Below are 17799 nucleotides of genomic sequence, written 5' to 3'. Positions count from 1 at the left end.
TTCGGGGCCGGCCAGGATCTCAACGAGACCAAGACCTTCGATCCCGACCGCGCGGAATTGTGGATGGGCGAGTGGGAGCGGCTCTACGACCGGATCCGCTCGCTCTCGAAGCCGCTCGTCGCGGCGCTGAACGGCGTGGCGGCGGGGTCGGCCTTCCAGGTCGCGCTGCTCTGCGATCTGCGCATCGGCCATGCCGGCGTCACGATGGGCCAGCCGGAGATCAACTCCGGCATCGCCTCGGTGACCGGCCCCTGGATCATGCGCGAGATGATCGGGATCGCCCGCACCATCGACCTGACCCTGACCGGGCGGATGATGGATGCCGACGAATGCTTCCGGATCGGCCTGATCAACCGGATCGTGGCGAAGGACAAGGTGATGGAGGCGACCCTTGCACTGGCGCAGGAGCTGGCCGGCAAGCCGCCCGTCGCCATGCGCCTCAACAAGGCCCGCTTCCGCGAGGTCACCGAGGCAAGCTTCCGCGAGTGCCTGGTTGCCGGCATCCGCAACCAGCGCGAGGCCTACGGCACGGGCGAGCCGGCCCGGATGATGGAGCAATTCCTGGCGATCCGGGCTGCACGCAAAAGCGCCTGACGGAACCACGCGCCTGACGGGATGGCGGGCCTGACGATCTGATCACCTACGGGGACATGCGGAAAACCGCTGAAAAAGGGGAGATGAAGATGACGAACACGATGACGAAGCCGACGCGGCGCACCCTGCTGCAACTGGCGGGCGGCGCAGCTGCGGGCGCGCTTGCAGCACCTTATCTCACCGGCACGGCGCGTGCCGCCACGCAGATCACGGTCGCCGACCCCGGTGGGCCGTTCGGGCCGGCTTTCCGCAAGGCCTTCTACGACCCCTTCGAGAAGGCGACCGGCAACAAGGTCGTCAACGTCGCCCGCGAAGCGGAGCCCACCGCCCAGTTCAAGGCGATGGTCGAGACCAAGTCCTATACCTGGGATGTCTGCACGCTGACGCTCTCGGCGCGCGATATCCTGAAGACGCAGGGCTTGCTCGATCCGATCGGCTTCGCGCATGCCGATGTGCCCAGGCTGATGCCGGAAGCGATCTCGCCCGAGTTCATGGGGACGGATGTCTATTCGACGATCTTCGCCTACCGCACCGACCGGGTGAAGAATGCCCCGGCGAGCTGGGGCGATTTCTTCAATGTCGAGAAGTTCCCGGGGCGCCGCGCCCTGCGCAAGAACCCGATCGACACGATCGAACAGGCGCTGCTCGCCGACGGCGTGCCGCTCGACAAGCTCTACCCGCTCGATATCGACCGGGCCTTCAAGATGCTCGACAAGATCAAGCCGCATGTCGCGGTCTGGTGGACAGGCGGCGCGCAGTCGACACAGCTGCTGCAAAGCGGCGAGGTCGACATGCTGCCGGGCTGGAACGCGCGCCTGCAGGCCGCGATCGACGGCGGCACGCCCGCCAAGATCGTCTGGAACCAGGGGCTCTATTCGATCGAGGGCTGGGGCCTGCCGAAGGGCGGACCCAAGGCCGATGTCGCCCGCCAGTTCATCCGCTTCTGCTCGGACCCCAAGGCGCAGGCCGTCTTCACCGAGGTTCTCGCCTACGGCCCGACCAATCTCGACGCCTATCAGACGATTCCCGCCGAGCGCGCCAAGGTCCTGCCGACCTCGCCGGAGAATCTGAAGCTGATGGCCATCGCCAACGAGGATTGGTGGAGCGCCAATCGCTCCAAGGTCACCGAACGCTTCAACTCCTGGCTCCTGGCCTGATCCGATGGCGACGAGCGCAGGCATGACCGCGACCCAACCGAAGACGGCCAAGCTCGTCGTCGAGGGCCTGTGCAAGCGCTACGGCGCGACCACCGCCCTCGAGCCGAGTTCGCTCAGCGTCGCCGAGGGCGAGTTCCTCACCTTGCTGGGGCCTTCGGGCTCCGGCAAGACCACCCTGCTGCAGCTCATCTGCGGGCTGGTCGAGGCGAGCGAGGGGCGGGTGGTGATCGACGGCCGCGACCAGTCGGCCACGCCGGTTCACCAGCGTGATATCGGGCTCGTTTTCCAGCATTATGCGCTGTTCCCGCACCTGACCGTGGCCGAGAACATCGCCTTTCCGCTGAAGATGCGGGGATGCGCGAGCGCGGAGGTCGCAAGCCGTGTCGCGGCGACGCTGGACATGGTGCATCTCGGCCATCTCGCCGGGCGGTTCCCGCGCGAATTGTCCGGCGGCCAGCAGCAGCGCGTCGCGCTGGCGCGCTGCTTCGTCTACCAACCCTCGATCATCCTGATGGACGAACCTCTCGGCGCACTCGACAAGAAGCTGCGCGAGCACATGCAGATCGAGATCAAGCGGCTGCACCGCGAGAGCGGCGCCACCATCGTCTATGTCACGCATGATCAGGAAGAGGCGCTCGCGATGTCCGATCGCATCTGCCTGATGAACCATGCGAAGATCGAGCAGCTCGGCACGCCGCGCGACATCTACGAGCGCCCGCGCACGGCGTTCGCGGCCGATTTCATCGGCATCTCCAACATCTTCCGCGGCCGCGGGGACGGCAATGGCACGATCGAGACGGTGCATGGGCGCTTCGCCCTGCCGAGCGGCGCGCGCTGCCAGAGCCAGGACGCCGCCCTCGTCATCCGCCCGGAAAACCTGCATCTCGGCGCCCAGGACGGCAACGCCGTGAACGGCTGCGTCCGCGAGGTGGTCTATGCGGGCTCCGAGACCCGCGTCATCGCCGCGCTCGACGACGGCAGCCCGCTCGTGCTGCGCCTGGGGCCCGACGACGTGGTGCCCGGGATCGACGAGAGGATCGTCGCCGGCTGGGCGCGCGACAAGGCGGTACTGGTCGCATGAGTGCGGTGACCCTCAGCAGCGCGCCCGCGCGCCCGGCCAGGCTGCGCCTCAGTGCGCTCTGGCTGGCGGTACCCGGCCTGTTGTTCCTGGCCGTGTTCTTCGTCTATCCGGTTGCGCAACTGCTCGGCCTGAGCATCGTCGATCCGGAGAGCGGGGCCTTCTCGGCCGGCGCCTATCAGCGGATCGCCGCGACGGATGTCTATCTGCGCGTGCTCGGCATCACCTTCCGCATCGCCGGCTGGACGGCGCTGTGGTCGCTGCTGATCGGATACCCGCTCGCCTACTGGATCGCGCGCCTGCCGAACATGTTTCGCGGCCGCATGCTGCTCTTCGTCATGGTGCCGTTCTGGACGAGCTATCTCGTCAAGACCTTCGCCTGGATGATCGTGCTCGGGCGCAACGGCATCATCAATTCGCTGGTGACCGGCTCCGGCATCGTCGACGAGCCCTTGCCCCTGCTGCACAACCAGTTCGGCGTCATGGTCGGCATGGTGCACGCCATGGTGCCGCTGGCGGTGATGACCATGCTCCCGGTGATGGCCGGAATCGACCGGCGCCTCGTCCAGGCGGCGCAGACGCTCGGGGCCGCGCCGGCGCGCGCCTTCTGGCTGGTCTATTTCAAGCTCTCGCTGCCGGGCGTGGCCGCGGCCGGCCTGCTCGTCTTCATTTCCTCGCTCGGCTTCTTCATCGTGCCGGCCTTCCTCGGCGGGCGGCAGGAGACGATGCTCGCGCAGCTCATCATCACGCAGGTGCAGGAGCTGCTGAACTGGTCCTTCGCCGGGGCATTGTCGGCGATGATGCTGGTGGCAGCCCTGGTCTCCTGCCTGATCTACGATCGGCTCTTCGGGCTCTCGACCATCGCCGGCGGTTCGGCCCAGGTCAGCACCGGTCGTATCCGCGACCTCGGCCTTGCGATCCTCTCGGCCGTCGCCACCCTGTCGGGCCATCTCGCCAGGCTGGCGCAAACCCTGCTCGGCAAGCGCGTCTGTGCCGGGCTGCTGCCCGGCTTCTGCTGGCTCGTCATCGCCTTTCTGGTGCTGCCGACGCTGCTCGTCATCCCGCTCGCCTTCACCTCGTCGCAGTTCCTCGAGTTTCCGCCGCCCAGTTATGGCCTGAGCTGGTTCCAGACCTATTTCAGTTCGCCGCTCTGGATCCAGGCGACGATCCGCTCCTTCGCGGTTGCCTTCGTCACCGCGCTCGCGGCGACCGCGATCGGCGGCTTCGCGGCTCTGGCGCTGGCTAACAGCCGCACGCGCTGGGGCGGGCTGATCTTCGCGCTCTTCCTCGCGCCGATGATCGTGCCGCGCATCGTCGTCGCGGTCGGGCTGTTCTATCTCTTTGCGCGGCTGGGATTGATCGCGACCGATCTCGGCCTCGTCATCGGCCATACCGTGCTGGCGATCCCCTTCACGCTGGTCACCATCGCCGCCGTGCTCAAGACCTATGACCAGCGCCTCGACCAGGCGGCCGCGACGCTCGGCGCCAACCGGCTGCGCACCCTGACCGGCGTCACCATCCCGCTGGTGAAGGGTGGTCTCGTCGCCGCCTTCCTCTTCGCCTTCATCACCTCCTTCGACGAGCTGACCATCGCGATCTTCGTCTCGGGCGGGGTCAAGACGACGCTGCCGAAGCAGATGTGGGACGACATGATCCTGCAGCTCAACCCGACGCTGGCAGCGGTCTCCGTGGTCGTCTTCATCGTGGTGACGACGATGCTGCTCATCGCGGAACGCTTCCGCTCCCCTTCCTGATCGACCGAACCAGCGACCGAGCATGACCTCCTTCGATGATGACGGCTTTGTAGGCCTTCTGACCGCGCGCGCCGCGGCCGAGCCGGACCTTGTCTATGCGCGCTTCTGCGGCGAACCGGTGAGCTATGCCGGGATCGAGCAGCGCTCCGCCGCCTTCGCGGTGAATCTCAGGGCGCGCGGCATCAAGCCGGGCGACCGGGTCGCCGTGATGATGCGCAACTCGATCGCCACGATCGCCGTCGTCTTCGGCCTGGCCAGGGCCGGTGTCGCCTGGGTGCCGGTCAATGCCCAGCAACGCGGCGAGGGGCTGCGCTATCTGCTGACGCATTCGCAGCCGCGCCTCGTCGTCGCCGATGCCGAACTGGCACCGCAGATCGCCGAAGCGATGGCCTCGGAAGCGGCGTTGCCGCAGCTCCTGCATGCGCCCGGCGGCGAACTCGACGCCGTCCTGGCCCGCAACGAACGCTTCGACGAGCCGGCGCCCTCCGCCGATGCCGTCTTTGCCATCATGTACACATCCGGGACGACGGGGCGGCCGAAGGGCGTGGTCGTCTCGCATCGCATGTTGCGGCTGGCGGCGGAAAGCGTCGGCCGCCTGTCCGACGCAAGGCCGGGCGAGGTCTTCTTCGTCTGGGAGCCGCTCTACCATATCGGCGGTGCGCAGCTCCTGCCGCTGCCGATGATCCGCGGCATCACGCTCGCCATGGTCGAGCGCTTCAGCGCCAGCCGCTTCTGGGCCCAGGTCCGTGAGGAGGGCGCGAGCCATATCCACTATCTCGGCGGCATCCTGCAGATCCTGCTCAAGCAGCCGCCTTCGCCGCTCGATCGCGAGCATGGCGTGCGGATCGCCTGGGGCGGCGGTTGCCCGCCCGAGATCTGGCCGCAATTCCGCGACCGCTTCGGCATCGGGATCCGCGAGTGCTACGGCATGACCGAGGCCTCGAGCCTGACGACCTGCAACGTCGCCGGCGTGCCCGGCTCGGTCGGCCGGCCGATGCCCTGGTTCACGGTGAAGCTGCTGGACGGGGAGGGCAGGCCGGTGGCGACCGGCGAGCGCGGCGAGATCGTGATCGAGACCAGCATCCAAGGCGCGATCTTTCCCGGCTATCTCGACAATCCCGAGGCGACGGCGAAGGCGTTGCGCGAGGACGGTTTCCATACCGGGGACCTCGGTTCGTTCGATGCCGACGGCAACCTCTATTTCCACGGCCGGATGACGGACAGCGTGCGCTGCAGGGGCGAGAACGTCTCGGCCTGGGAGGTCGAGCATGTCGCCGCCGAGCATGAGGCGGTCGAGGATTGCGCGATGATCGGCGTGGCGGCGGATGTCGGCGAGCAGGACATCAAGCTCTTCGTCAAGCCGCGCGACGGCAAGGTCATCGATCTCCAGGGGCTGTCCAACTGGCTCGGCAAGCGCCTCGCCCCTTACCAGAACCCGCGCTACATCGCCGTCGTCGACGAGTTCGAACGCACGGCGAGCCAGCGCATCATGAAGCACAAGCTCTCGCCCCGGCTCGACGACTGCTGGGACCGGGGTGCCACCGCGATGAGACACTGACATGGCCGGCTGCGATATCCTGATCTCGGGCACCGGCGGCTTCGCCGCGCGCATCGCCTTCGACATCGCCGCGACGGCCGACGAAGCTGTCGAGGTCATCATCGCCGGGCGCAATCGCGAGCGGCTGAACTGGCTGCGCACCGCCGCGAATGCCCGTGCCGCGCTGTTTGGCAAGAAGGCGCGCTTTCGGACGCACGCCATCGATCTCCTGGCGCCCGATGCCTCGGACGCGCTGCTCGCGGCGACGGACCCCCGCATCGTCGTGCAGGCGGCCTCGATCCAGACATCGCAGGTCATCGCCCAGAGCGGCAACGCCTGGACGCAGCTCGTCGCCGAAGGCGGCCTGAGCGCGACCGCCGTCTTCCAGGCCCTGATCAGCGCGCGCGTCGCAGCCGCCATCACCGCCCGCGGCAAGCCGGTCACGCTGGTCAATTGCAGCTTTCCCGATGTCGTCAACGGCATCATCGTCACGCTCGGCCACGCCGTCGCCTGCGGCATGGGCAATGTCGCGATCCTCTCCAACGTCTTCGGCGGCTCGGCCGCCACGCCACCGGGGGTCGATCTCAAGGTCCTCGCGCACTACCAGAATCTGGCCGCCTGGCGCCGCCGGCCCGAGGAACGCGGCGGGCGGGCGCCACGCGTCTGGCTCGACGGCGCCGAGGTCGCGGATGTCTACGGGCGTTTCGCCGATATCCAGCTCACCCCCGAGCCGGTCATCGAAATCTCGGGGGCGAGCGGCGTTCCCATGCTGCTCGCCATGGCGGCCGGCAGGCCGTGGCGCGGCCATGTGCCCGGCCCGAACGGGCTGCCGGGCGGCTATCCCGTGCGGCTGAGCGACGGGGCGCTCGAACTCGACCTTCCCAGCGCTGTCGCCAAAGCCGAGGCGATTGCCTGGAACGCCTCATTCGAGGAGGAGAACGGTCTCGTCGTCTCGCCGCAAGGCCATGTCAGCTTCACCGGCATCCTCGGCGACAGGCTCGCCGACCATGTTCCGGCGCTTCGCAAGGGCTTCCCGGTCCGGGAGCTGGAAACGGTTTGCGAGGACCTGCTTCAGCTGCGCTCCGCCCTAATGCAGGTCTAGAACATGCTGCGGAAATGGGGCAACGAAATTCTCTAAGCTACTGGAGTTGATCCAGTTTTCTGCGTTCGGCCGATCTCGTCCAAACGCAGCGTGATCGAGCCTGCCTCGATCGGGGATCGCGCGCCGCCGCGCCTTGCCCGGGGCGCCGACGCGCCAGGTCCGCCCGGCAGCGCCTCGACCTGGACCCCCAACACCTCATCATGGGAATGATCCGCAGCATCGCCTGCACGGCGTCGAGGAGCAGTTCCCTGGGCGGGGGTGACTTGCGAGACGAGGATGGTCTTTGCGCTGCGCGCGATCAGGGTGGCCCGGCTCGCCATCTCCAGCGGAAGAGAGCGCGAGCAGCAGCGATCAAGCTCGGGCATGGCGCCGATGTCGGGATGGCCATCTTTTTGCAACATGCTCTGGCGGCGGGCGACGCATGAGAACGCGAATGCCCTGACCATGCCGTGTTCGTCGCCCATTCATACCGAGTGAGGAGGTCCCGATGACCGGCCAAGCCAGCAACCCGAGCCTCGATTCCCGCCTCGGCGAGGTGACGGAGCGCATTGTCCGGCGCTCCCGCGACACGCGCCGGCGCTATCTCGACCGGCTGGCCGCAGCCGCCGAGGCCGGACCGCGCCGCCAGCGGCTCGGCTGCGCCAACCAGGCGCATGGCTTTGCCGCCTGTGCGCCACACGACAAGGCGATGCTGCGCTCCGGCGCGGGCGCCAATCTCGCCATCGTCACCGCCTATAACGACATGCTCTCGGCGCATCAGCCCTATGAGCGCTTCCCCGAGCTGATCCGCGCCACGGCGCGGGCGGCAGGCGGGGTCGCGCAGGTCGCCGGCGGCGTGCCCGCCATGTGCGACGGCATTACCCAGGGCGAGGCCGGCATGGAGCTGTCGCTGTTCTCGCGCGACGTCATTGCGCTGTCGACCGCGGTTGCGCTGTCGCACCAGAGCTTCGATGCGGCCGTGTTTCTCGGCATCTGCGACAAGATCGTCCCTGGCCTGATCATCGGTGCGCTGTCCTTCGGCCACCTGCCGGCGGTGTTCATTCCGGCTGGCCCGATGACGTCGGGCCTCTCCAATGACGACAAGGCGAAGGCGCGCCAGCTTTTCGCCGAGGGCAAGGTCGGCCGCGAGGCCCTGCTCGAGGCGGAGGCGCAATCCTATCACGGCCCCGGCACCTGCACCTTCTACGGCACCGCCAACACCAACCAGATGGTGATGGAGATCATGGGGCTGCACCTGCCGGGCGCCTCCTTCGTCAATCCCAACACGCCGCTGCGCGATGCCCTGACCCGGGCGGCGACCGAGCGGGCGATGGCGATCACCGCGCTCGGCAACGACTATATTCCGGTCGGGCGGATGCTGGACGAGCGCGCCTTCGTCAATGGCGTGGTCGGCCTGCATGCCACCGGCGGCTCGACCAACCACACCATGCATCTCGTCGCGATGGCGGCGGCGGCGGGCATCCAGCTGAGCTGGGACGATTTCTCCGACCTCGCCCAGACGACGCCGCTGCTGACCCGGATCTATCCAAACGGCAAGGCCGACGTGAACCATTTTCATGCTGCCGGCGGCATGGGCTTCGTCATTCGCGAATTGCTCGGGGCAGGGTTGCTGCATCGCGATGTCGAGACGGTCTGGGGCAGCGGGCTCGACGCCTATGTCCAGGAGCCCGCGCTCGGTGCCGACGGTGCGCTGACCTGGCGCGACGGCGCCGAAAGCAGCGGGGACGAGACGGTGCTGCGCGGCACCAAAGCCCCGTTCCAGCCGACCGGCGGGCTCACGGTTCTGACCGGCGATCTGGGCCGGGCGGTGATCAAGACCTCGGCCATTGCCAGGGAGCGCCATGTCATCGAGGCCCCGGCCCGGATCTTCCACAGCCAGGAGGCCCTGCAGGCCGCCTTCAAGGCCGGCGCGCTCACGGGCGACCTCGTCGCGGTGGTGCGTTTCCAGGGGCCGCGGGCCAATGGCATGCCCGAACTGCACAAGCTGATGCCGCCGCTCGGCGTGCTGCAGGACCGCGGGTTCAAGGTGGCGCTGGTCACCGACGGGCGGCTGTCGGGCGCCTCCGGCAAGGTCCCCGCCGCCATCCATGTCACGCCTGAAGCCGTCGAAGGCGGGCCGATCGCGCGGATCCGCGAGGGCGACCTGGTCCGGGTCGACGCGGTGGCGGGAACGCTGACCGTGCTGGTCGATGCTGGGGAATGGGCCGCGCGCACGCCGGCCGAGGCCGATCTCGAAGCCTCGCATTGGGGCGTCGGGCGCGACCTGTTCGCGTCGTTTCGCGCCGCCGTGGGAACAGCCGATACCGGGGCGACGATCTTTTCGGGGGTGTAGACCGTCGGACCGGAGAGCATGTCCGGTCCGATGAGCTAACTCTTTGTCTTTGCGTCGGCTGTCCCGAAAACCGCAATCCAGTTTTCTGGCCGATGCTTGAGCGGGGCAGGGCGCTGGCGTCGCTGCCCCTGAACACTTTGCCCGCCGGCTCCTCAGGGAACTGCCGGCCGCCCTTTGCGTTTTGGCAATCAGGAGCACGGGAATGTGCCATGCCGATGCACTGGTTCACCCCACCCGTTGTGGTTCAAGCCGACCGGCCTGAAGTGACCTATTCGGTCACCCATGTCGAACGAGCTGCAGAGTTCTTGCTTGCCTGGAAAGCGATAGGTGCGGGCCCGAAGTGGCAGGACGCTGTGCGCGCGTGCACCGCAGTGCTCAACGGTGCCGGGACTGTTGGTCATGCTCGGGAGACGTTCGAGGAGGCAGCGCGGGAGTGTGGCCGCCTTATCGGGTAGTCAGGCTGCGTCGGCGGAGCTGGCTGCCCCACGAACCGGATCCAATGGAGGCCGCCGGAATCTCTCGCGTCTACGAGCGTTTAGCTCTGTACCTCACATGAACACTGGCCCGCTGCTCCACAGGGAGGCGGGCCTTTTTTGGGGTTGTCGACGGCTGCGGGAAAAATGGGCGACCCGCTATAAGCGGTCAACAGCAGTTGCGCCCCTCTCACTCGTCACTTGGCCGGGTGATGGAATTCCGGAGCTGTGAGGGGGGAACTGGCGTTAGCCACTGACTGCCGAGGGTCAGTTTCGCCGCGAAAATAGGGGTTCCATCGGCGTAACGGATTCTCATCTCGACGCTGAGATTGTCACTGGTCTGGATATGCTCTGTGATGATGTCGCCGAGGCTGGAAAGTGCTGAAAGGCGCGCGGCCGCGTGATCTTCCAGGTCAATCCCTTCGTCGTCCGCCACCAGTTCGGTGTTGATCTCGATGTCGAAAAAATACTGAGCCATGCAGACTCAACCGCGCCACCGTCGGCTGGTTCCCGGCCCTCCGCGCGTTCAATTCGTTGCATTATGACCACGGTTGCGCACGACCGCTCGGGCCGCAGCTTTCCGCGCTTGTGTTCTTTTTAAATGTTTTAAACTGTGAGCATCGCAGGGGAGAATGCGATGCCGTTTCGTTCCATCGTGGCCACACCGGAAGAACTCGCCCTGATTGTGGCAGCGTTCGAGAAGGCTTGGAGCGAGATCGATGCGCGAGGATCGTTCGACGTTTTGAAGGCCGCCGGCCAGCGTGAGCGCCTTGGCTACATCGTCGCCGGATTGTGGTCGGCGGGCGAAACGATCGATCTGGCCAAACTCGCTGTACTACGGTTCGATGAGACCGCTATGGCTGACGCTCTCGAACGCCAGACGGTCATCCCGAACAAACCCTGACACATTGGTGATGCTGCACGGAACTCGGCGCTTCGCGATGGGTTCGCTATCGCGTGGGGGCGTCGTCCACATCCGGCGCCGTCACGGCCTAAGGGCCCCGCTGCTCCCGCCGGATCAGCGAGGCCCCCTGTCAGCCCTTCGTCTTGATGAGGCGAAGCCGCTCGATCTGAACTTTCAGCKCGGCAACGGCGGCCGCGCCGCGAATGCCCCTGATGCCTTGGCTTTCGCGGTCAGGGGCGCCGGGGACGCCGTCCAGGATTTCGGCACGCTTCGCCTCGGGCAGGGAGAGCAGGTATTCCACCTCGCATTCGTGCCGCCACTCCCCGGAATCCGAGAGAACCTCTCGGCCGAAGAGATGGGACCAGACAACGCGAGGGGAGGAGCCGGGCACGGTGAGCCTCCAGGGTTGCCCCCAGGCCGGTCGATCGCAATGTCTTCATCGACGCAGGCACCGCATCCTGCTTGGGCTTAATCGTGAGGCTGGTCTCTGGTTCCGTCAAGGAACGATTCCTCCGGGCCCGGCGTTCTCCTGACGTGATGACGAAGCTGCTGCGCGCGCGCACCGTTTTCTGCGATCCCGTTCCGGCGCCGAGGCGCTAATAGGCGCCGTCATTGCGCGGCGTAAAGTTCCGCGCCAGGCTTACCTCGTCGACGCTCCGCTCCCCCGCATCGAGCCGTGCCTCGCCACGCTTGCGACCAAGCCGCCCACCGGTGAAGCGACCGCATCTCAGTCCTCGCGGAACCCATCTCAGAATGAGCCGGCGGGCCGCTGCCGTCCGGAATCGGACCCATTGGAGACATGTGAAGATCGGCGTCTGGTGCCCGTGGTTGGCCCCATTGCCGACATCTGCAGGGTCCGCTTGCAGGTAAAGTGACTGAAGACAGCGTAAGGACGGCCGGGTTTGGCAGACTCGCGAGGTCCCGCCCCGGCTCGGAACCAATCGTATGACCTGCGTATGAAATGTCGGCACGTGCGCCAGAGATTGGCGAGGAGATAGGGTTTCAGCGTCATCCCGCCCAGTGCCCAWTCGCCGGTGAGCCGCGCGCCGATTCGCCCGGTCAGCGCATCGTCGGGCGAAAAGCGGACCGCGGAGAAGCGATCTCGCTCCGTTCCGAACGAGACCGATTGCCAGATCAGTTGCGCCTGCGGCTCGAGCGCCAACCCGGCACCGATCTGGATGGGATAGCCGGCCTCGAGCGAGCCGGTGAGACCAGCTCCGTCGGCGCTCATCCCGATGCCGCGGGTCGAGCGCGGATCGCCATCGAACCAGGAGGCCAATAGCACCGCGTCGACATACCAGCGTGACGGACCGATATGGGTCCAGTAGGCGCCGAGGCTGGTTGCATCCATCGTCAGCTTGCCGACCAGCGCCCGCTGCTGGGCGAGAGCGAAGCCGCGGGCGTCGAGATCGGCGCTGGCGAATCCGAGGAACAGGCCAAGCCGGTCGCGGTGRCCATCATAATCCCAGCCGAAGAGATCCTGACCGGCCTGGAAGCCGCCGAGATTGCCCTTCATCTCGGGCGAGAGCAGGCCTGAGCGACGCTCTTCGGCACGGCGACCGAAGACGCGGCCCCAGGCGCCCGGAAGCGCACCCGAGCCGAGGAGCAGGGCCTGATCGCCCTGGCGCTCGTGAAAGGTCCCGAGCGTCGCCAGGCCGAGCTGGCGCGCCACACCGGGCAACAACGTGTAAAGCGCCGCTTCGGGGCGGAAGAGAGGGATGGGACTGCCGGGAGGCGTCACGCCGGGCGGCGCAGGTCCGACCGGGGGCGTCACGCCGGGGGGCGTCGGGAGGAACTGGTTTCGCAGGAACCAGTCATTCTCGGTGCCGGGCGTAACGCCACCCTGGAACAGGAGATACTCGTAGGCGCCAGCCGCGACGACGCCGCCGAGCGCGAAAGCACCGGGGTCGGTGGTTCCGCCATTCACCGCGCTGACCACCTGGATGCCGTTGCCTGTCGTCAATTCGCCGGTCCCGCCAGCATTGGTGACGGTGATGAGGGAATTGCCGGTCGCCGAGCCGCCATTGATAACGAGGCGATCGGAAGGCGAGCCGTCAGTTCCGAGGACAGTGTTCAGCCCTATCGTGCCGCCACTTCCCGTATAGCTCGGCGTCGTCAGGAGTGTGCCGGGCGCAGTGTCCGTGCCCATACTGACGAGGCCCGCATTGGCGACGCTCGGAATGACGTGGCTGAAACCGTTGAGATCGAGCGTTCCGCCGCTTGCAACCGTCATGGCCGAGTTTGGGCTGAGCGCGTTCAGCCCACCGGCCCGCAACGTGCCTCCGGTGACGTTCGTTGCGCCCCCATAGCTGTTGGCAGCGGTGAGYGTGGTCGTGCCCGCAAGCACATTGACCGTGCCATTGCCGCTGATCGCCGACGCAAACGCGTAGTCGGAGGAGGTATGATTGAAGTTGACCGTACCGGTGCCAACGCCAAAAGCGACGCTCGGGGCCCTCACTGTGCCGGGCGCCGCCGCCGGATTGCCCGCGCCCGCGCCGATGTTGAGTGTGCCAGTCGATCCGGTATTCGCCGCGATCACGACAGAAGGCGCGGCGACGACGCCGCCATCCGCAATCGTCAGCGCGCCAGTKCCCAGATTGCCAATCCTGATCCCCGCAATGTCGCTCCAGAAGGAGCCTGCACCAGTCACGGTCACGGTACCGCGCGACCCTGCACCGTTGCCGATATTGGTGACGAGGGGGGTGATATCGAGGACCGTCCCGCCATTTGCAATCGTGAGTGTGCCGGTGCCGAAACTCCCGATATTGAGCCCGCCCTGTGGGCCGTTGATCCAGCTGGAGCCCCGGCCGGTCACCGTCACCGTGCCCGTCGAGCCCGCAGACTGTCCAATCGAGCCTCCGGCGCTGCTCGCCGCAGTACCGTCTTGAGCCGTGCCGCCGTCTTGAATGATGAGAGTGCCGGTCCCCAGGCCGCCGACCACCAGGGGGTCAATATTCGTCCAGCTGGAGCCCGGGCCGGTCACGATGACCGTGCCCACCCCGCCGGAAAGATTCCCGATCGTCCCGAGCTCATTGGTCAATGTCCCGCCGTTCTGGATCGTAAGCGTACCCGTCCCGTTTGCACCGACGGACAGATTGTTAGCCACGGCGCCCGGGCTGCTGATCACCGTCCCATTCGGCGTCACAGTGTTGATGATTGCGTCGTCGGTCCGCCTGGGAAAAGTAGAATCCCAGTTGCCACTAAAGAACCAATCGGAGGTGAACCGTCCGGTCCAGTTGCGCGTCTGGGCGTGTGTCGAAACCGTCGATGCTGCGAGAAGCGCGATCGTCGCCAGCGCCGTCGATAAGCCAAATCTGACACTGCGTGCCGGCAACGCCGCGCGCCGCATAAACCGCGCGACAAGCCAACGCCTTCGATCGTTCGCGCCGGAGTCCGGCAGCACACGCCCCCAATCCATGGCCGCCCCTACGTGTGGCCCGCGGCGTGATCAGTCGATGATCGCAACGCGAGCTCAGTCAGAAGTCAGAATCGAATTTGGCTACGGCGTAACGTGGTGATCAGAGAAAGCGCCAATGACATCTACAAAATGTTTACGTCGGCGCGATGAGCGCGAATGCGGGCCCAAATATTCAAGGGCCTGTTGCACGAACGCCGCGGTTTCCGTTCGTATACTGCTGATATCACGGACCGGAATTTATTGTCGCCGCAATTACTGGTCCACCTGAGGCGGGCACTGCGATTGTCGGGAATACGTCGCGACCTGCCGCCGAGCTTCAATCTGCCCGCGTCCGCTTCAAGGCAACCCGCCAATGTCTGGTGGTGGCGTGATGGGGGGCAATGCGGCAGCACATGCGAAGGTCAACAATCCACCCTTCTCAGTCGTTGGTGGCGAGCCTCCGCACTTGCGGAATCGGACCGAGGCTGTGTGCAAACGCGCTGACGGCGTTTGAGCGACGAGCGGCGTGAACGCGTGACGAGATCGGGTTCAGGCGCGGATCGCTTCCATCAGCGACTTGGCACCGATGATGGCGATGACGCGTTTGAGGTTATAGGCGAGGACGTGGAGCCCGATCTCGGTCTTCACGTTGGGCAAGTGCCTCGTCAGGAAGTGCGTCGATCCCATCCAGGCCTTGATCGTGCCGAAGGGGTGCTCGACGAGCCGCCTTCGCAGGCGCATGACGCCGGGCGTCAGGTCCATCCGCTGCTGAAGGGCGTCGATGAGCGCCTCGTGCTCCCAGTGGGTCACGCGCCGCTCGACGCTGGGTGTGCACTGAGCCTTGAGGGCGCAAGCCTGGCAACTGGCACGATCCCAGTAGCGGTGGAGCGTCATGCCCCGCTCGACCGTGGTCATATGGCGCGGCAGCAGCGCGCCGGATGGGCAGCGATAGACGTCCTGCTCGGGCAGATAGACGAAGTCCTGTTTGCCGAACCGCCCCTCAGCCTTGGCGCCGGAGGTCAGCGGCTTGGGCAGATAGGGCGTCACGCCCAAGGCCTCGCAGGAACGGATCTCCTCGCCGGAGAAGTAACCGCGGTCGGCCAGCGCATCGAGCTTTTCCACGCCCATGACGTCTTTGGCCTTGGCGGCCATGGTTGCGAGCTGTTCGCGGTCGCTGCCGGTCATCACCACGTCGTGGGCGACGATCAGGTGATGCTCGGCTTCCACCGCGGACTGGACGTTGTAGCCGACGATCCCGCTGCCGCGTCCGCTGGTGGCCATCGAGCGAGCATCCGGATCGGTCAGCGAGACCTGACCGTCCGGCGCGGCCTCGACCCGTGCCTCCATCGCCTGAAGCAACTTCATCTGCTCGCGCAGCCGCTCGACCTTCTCCGTCAGCCGTTCCGAACGTGCCTCGGCGGCCTCGCCCTCCTGGCGGTCGGCCGTGTCGAGGTCGCGCAGGTAACCGGCGATGTGCTCGGCGACCTGCTCCAGGCGCTTCTGGAGCTTGTAGGCCGTGAAGTTCTTGTCGCGGCTGTTCACCGCTTTGAACTTGCTGCCGTCAATCGCGACCAGGGCGCTCCCGAACAGACCGATCTGACGGCACAGCACCACAAACTGCGCGCAAGCGGCCTGGATGGCCGGGCCATTGTCCTTCCGGAAGTCGGCGATCGTCTTGTGGTCAGGCGCCAGTCGGCCGGTCAGCCACATCAGCTCGACATTGCGCTGAGCCTCGCGCTCCAAGCGGCGGCTGGACTGGACCTTGTTCAGGTAGCCGTAGATGTAGAGCTTCAGCAGCGTCGCCGGGTGGTAGGCTGGCCGCCCCGTCGCCGCCGGTGTCAGGCCCTCGAAGTCCAGCGCCCTCAGGTCCAGTTCGTCGACGAAGACGTCGACCACCCGCACCGGGTTCTCATCGGCCACATAGTCGTCAAGACAATCAGGAAGCAGCGTCGGCTGGCGCCGGTCAGAACCTTGGACGAAGCGGCTCAACTCCCTCCCGACTGCAACGTCAGGAGTCTAACTCAACAGCGCGTTTTCACACAGCCTCGACCCGTAGCAGAAGTGAAAGGATCATGGGCTAGCTGGATTTCATGATCTATTGGCTGGACGATCGGCCGATCGAGTGGAGCTGCGAATGTCCAGTCCCTGGATGCCCAACCCCTTGAAGCCGTCGACGCCGATCGGTCGGCTTAAACTCGTGCTGGCCGCGATTTTTGCGGGTGTAATGTCCATGATCGGGTTCCGATATGCGCCAATGTATGCAGACCCGGCCTTTCAGCCGACTGGACGTTGGGCGCGCATGGCAGACTGGGAGCCCTTTTGGAGGGGGGCATACGCTGCGATCGGGGCTGCGTTCTTTGCGCAGATGGCGGTYGTTTTGTTACTTTTAGCGATGAGGCGCGCCACACCGAAGCAAGCGTCCGAAGCGAAGAGAGAGCATAGCAGGGTGCAGGCCGGTAAGACACCGCGCTCGGACGCGGAACGTCCGTAGCCGACCCTTCTCGGACTCTGTCCCCATYGCCACCCGGCGTCCGGAATGCGCGGAAAAGGAGACATGCGCCCAGCGTCACGCGCCGTGCCTCTCCCGCACGGCGCGGAGGAATGCCCCCAAAAGCGCGCGCGCCGGAGACGCCGCTGTTCCCTCGAAGTTTCGCTCAAACTCATTCCCGGAACGGATCACCGCCGTGCAACTCGGACAAGCTTTCTTCTGCCCACTGGCCTGCCACTCGAAATCGGGCAGCTTCCACTGGACAAGAGTACGCGGCGCGAGGTGCCGAGCTATGGTGCGCGCGCCCGGCTTGCGGTGGTGGTCGGCGGCAAGTTCAACGGGCCGAATGACAAGCCGCTGGCGCTGACCGACCAGCGAGTTGTTCGGGCTGCGGCACGCAATCGACAGGACCGAAGCGGATTGCACGCGCAGGGCGTGTTTCGTCAACAGAATGGCGGGAATCAACAAAACGCGGCGGGATGAACAGGATACCTAGCCTGCGCCTTAAAATGAAAGAGCGACTACATGAATGCCATCAGCGCTTGGCTCGCACGCTGGAGCGCCCTGCCGGTCTCGACGCAAATCTTTCTTGCCGCCTGCGCGTTCCTTACTGGCCTCGGCGCATGGTGGAGCATCGATCAGCTCTCATACCTATCACGGTACAATATGTGCATGGCGTTCGAGAAGAAATCTTCCGCCCAATACTCATACGCCGACAGGCGTTGCATCAGCGCCGCCGGCCGTCGCGGTTAGGGGTTAAGCTGGTCCGAATTTAACACCGACAATTACTTGCGCCGTTCACGACGCAACGTTGCGGTGACTGTTCGACTGGTCGATCGTGATTCAGCAGAGGACGGCGAACCAACGCGTTCGCAGGTAGGCGCTCAGCGAGAACGGATGAAAGCCGGAACCAGATGCTGACGCGCGATGAAATCTGGATCTTGCACCTGTTTCGGCCAGACAGGGGCTGCGTCGAATTGCGG

The 17799-nt window shown here is 66.0% G+C and carries 16 protein-coding genes; 11 read left to right on the top strand and 5 right to left on the bottom strand.

The genetic code is table 11. The features are described 5' to 3' along the window. The 6 genes from AC1DRP_RS29115 to AC1DRP_RS29090 form a co-directional block, all read left to right on the top strand. The coding region (locus tag AC1DRP_RS29115) for an enoyl-CoA hydratase/isomerase family protein (protein WP_476770303.1) at positions 1-594 on the top strand (594 nt) is incomplete at its 5' end. 89 nt (positions 595-683) lie between these two features. Continuing rightward, on the top strand, positions 684-1751 hold the full coding sequence (locus AC1DRP_RS29110; protein WP_476770302.1) for an ABC transporter substrate-binding protein: 1068 nt from the start codon (positions 684-686) through the stop codon (positions 1749-1751). Between the two features lie 22 nt (positions 1752-1773). Further along, on the top strand, positions 1774-2832 hold the full coding sequence (locus tag AC1DRP_RS29105; protein WP_476770301.1) for an ABC transporter ATP-binding protein: 1059 nt from the start codon (positions 1774-1776) through the stop codon (positions 2830-2832). Next, positions 2829-4583: an ABC transporter permease subunit gene (locus AC1DRP_RS29100; RefSeq protein WP_476770300.1), complete on the top strand. Its 1755-nt coding sequence runs from the start codon at positions 2829-2831 to the stop codon at positions 4581-4583. Before AC1DRP_RS29105 ends, AC1DRP_RS29100 begins: the two co-directional genes overlap by 4 nt. A 22-nt stretch (positions 4584-4605) precedes the next feature. After that, positions 4606-6141 carry a class I adenylate-forming enzyme family protein gene (locus tag AC1DRP_RS29095; protein ID WP_476770299.1) on the top strand — a complete coding sequence of 512 codons (1536 nt, stop codon included), beginning with the start codon at positions 4606-4608 and terminating at the stop codon, positions 6139-6141. A 1-nt stretch (position 6142) separates the two neighbouring features. Further along, positions 6143-7222 carry an SDR family oxidoreductase gene (locus AC1DRP_RS29090; protein ID WP_476770298.1) on the top strand — a complete coding sequence of 360 codons (1080 nt, stop codon included), beginning with the start codon at positions 6143-6145 and terminating at the stop codon, positions 7220-7222. 32 nt (positions 7223-7254) lie between these two features. On the opposite strand, the gene AC1DRP_RS29085 is transcribed toward AC1DRP_RS29090, so the two are convergent. After that, positions 7255-7668 carry a hypothetical protein gene (locus AC1DRP_RS29085; protein WP_476770297.1) on the bottom strand — a complete coding sequence of 138 codons (414 nt, stop codon included), beginning with the start codon at positions 7666-7668 and terminating at the stop codon, positions 7255-7257. 41 nt (positions 7669-7709) lie between these two features. Between AC1DRP_RS29085 and edd the strand changes: the two genes are divergently transcribed. Further along, on the top strand, positions 7710-9554 hold the full coding sequence (gene edd / locus AC1DRP_RS29080) for a phosphogluconate dehydratase (RefSeq protein ID WP_476770296.1): 1845 nt from the start codon (positions 7710-7712) through the stop codon (positions 9552-9554). A 92-nt stretch (positions 9555-9646) separates the two neighbouring features. Further along, positions 9647-10009, top strand: coding sequence for a DUF982 domain-containing protein (locus tag AC1DRP_RS29075; RefSeq protein ID WP_476770295.1), 363 nt, complete (start codon positions 9647-9649; stop codon positions 10007-10009). A 208-nt stretch (positions 10010-10217) separates the two neighbouring features. Here AC1DRP_RS29075 and AC1DRP_RS29070 read toward each other — a convergent pair whose 3' ends face one another. Further along, positions 10218-10505 (bottom strand): DUF6894 family protein, encoded by a 288-nt coding sequence (locus tag AC1DRP_RS29070; protein WP_441508706.1) that lies wholly within the window; start codon positions 10503-10505, stop codon positions 10218-10220. A gap of 159 nt (positions 10506-10664) precedes the next feature. Between AC1DRP_RS29070 and AC1DRP_RS29065 the strand changes: the two genes are divergently transcribed. Continuing rightward, a complete protein-coding gene (locus tag AC1DRP_RS29065; RefSeq protein ID WP_441508705.1) occupies positions 10665-10931 on the top strand; it encodes a hypothetical protein in 267 nt (88 codons plus the stop codon). Between the two features lie 130 nt (positions 10932-11061). On the opposite strand, the gene AC1DRP_RS29060 is transcribed toward AC1DRP_RS29065, so the two are convergent. From AC1DRP_RS29060 to AC1DRP_RS29050, 3 genes are all read right to left on the bottom strand, one after another. Next, positions 11062-11322, bottom strand: coding sequence for a DUF7696 family protein (locus AC1DRP_RS29060; RefSeq protein WP_476770294.1), 261 nt, complete (start codon positions 11320-11322; stop codon positions 11062-11064). Between the two features lie 357 nt (positions 11323-11679). Further along, positions 11680-14037 (bottom strand): autotransporter family protein, encoded by a 2358-nt coding sequence (locus AC1DRP_RS29055; RefSeq protein ID WP_476770293.1) that lies wholly within the window; start codon positions 14035-14037, stop codon positions 11680-11682. Positions 14038-14877: 840 nt separating this feature from the next. Next, entirely contained in the window at positions 14878-16317 is a 1440-nt protein-coding gene (locus AC1DRP_RS29050; protein WP_476770292.1) for an IS1182 family transposase, read from the bottom strand. A gap of 781 nt (positions 16318-17098) precedes the next feature. Between AC1DRP_RS29050 and AC1DRP_RS29045 the strand changes: the two genes are divergently transcribed. Together AC1DRP_RS29045 and AC1DRP_RS29040 are read left to right on the top strand one after the other, a co-directional pair. Then, entirely contained in the window at positions 17099-17299 is a 201-nt protein-coding gene (locus AC1DRP_RS29045) for a hypothetical protein (RefSeq protein ID WP_476770291.1), read from the top strand. Positions 17300-17341: 42 nt separating this feature from the next. Next, positions 17342-17569: a hypothetical protein gene (locus tag AC1DRP_RS29040; RefSeq protein WP_476770290.1), complete on the top strand. Its 228-nt coding sequence runs from the start codon at positions 17342-17344 to the stop codon at positions 17567-17569. Positions 17570-17799: the final 230 nt, after the last annotated feature.

The sequence above is a fragment of the Allobosea sp. 01N443 genome (assembly GCF_056399325.1).
This window is presented reverse-complemented; position numbering and strand designations above follow the sequence as displayed.